The organism is Neobacillus paridis, from assembly GCF_016765675.1.
GTDB lineage: Bacteria > Bacillota > Bacilli > Bacillales > Cytobacillaceae > Neobacillus > Neobacillus paridis.
The window spans coordinates 1-589 of sequence record NZ_JAESWB010000280.1 but is presented as its reverse complement, the minus strand read 5'-3'; the positions used below and the strand labels follow the sequence as shown (position 1 = coordinate 589).

The following is a 589-nucleotide window of genomic DNA, read 5'->3' as shown; positions in this document are numbered from 1 at the left end:
GGAAAGATTACGAAGCCGCCATGGCCAGGATTGCCTCCGTCAGCAAGGCGGACCAGCTGGAATGCGCAAAGCATGCCGGCCCGGCCGCCAAGGCATGCACTATCCAGGCCGACGGCAAGCGCGATGCCGCCGAAGAAGAAGCCAAGCTGGCGCTTACCCGTGCCCGCGAGCAGCCCCCAGCGTCAAAGAAGGACCAGGAAAAAGCAGCTGCAGCGGGAAAACGCAAGGCCAAGACTGAGTATGGCGTGGCGAAAGCCAGAGTAAAACGTGACCGCAACCTGGCCCACCTTGAGTGCGGAAAGCTAAAACAGGCTGAGCAGCGACTGTGCAAGAAAGAGGTGAACGGCCGGTACGCAGTTGGGAACGATTTTGCTTCGGCGGTCTATGCCCGGGCGTTAGCCAAAGCTAAAGCCATTGTGGAGCGATAGGTTACTTCCTTCCAAAACATGGCGCCCGGTTCGTATTGGCGCCGACAGACAGCAGGTACGCCAAAGTCCGGGTGATCACTGTTTGATCTTTCACGTGCTTATTCAGCTAAGGGGCGTACTATTTCAGTAAGCTCTGGCGCGGTTTCGCCTGGGGCCGGGAG

At 58.6% G+C, this 589-nt stretch carries 1 protein-coding gene; it reads left to right on the top strand.

The genetic code is table 11. From position 1 onward, the window contains the following. The coding region (locus JK635_RS18635) for a hypothetical protein (protein ID WP_202655455.1) at nucleotides 1-428 on the top strand (428 nt) is incomplete at its 5' end. Between the last annotated feature and the right edge of the window lie 161 nt (nucleotides 429-589).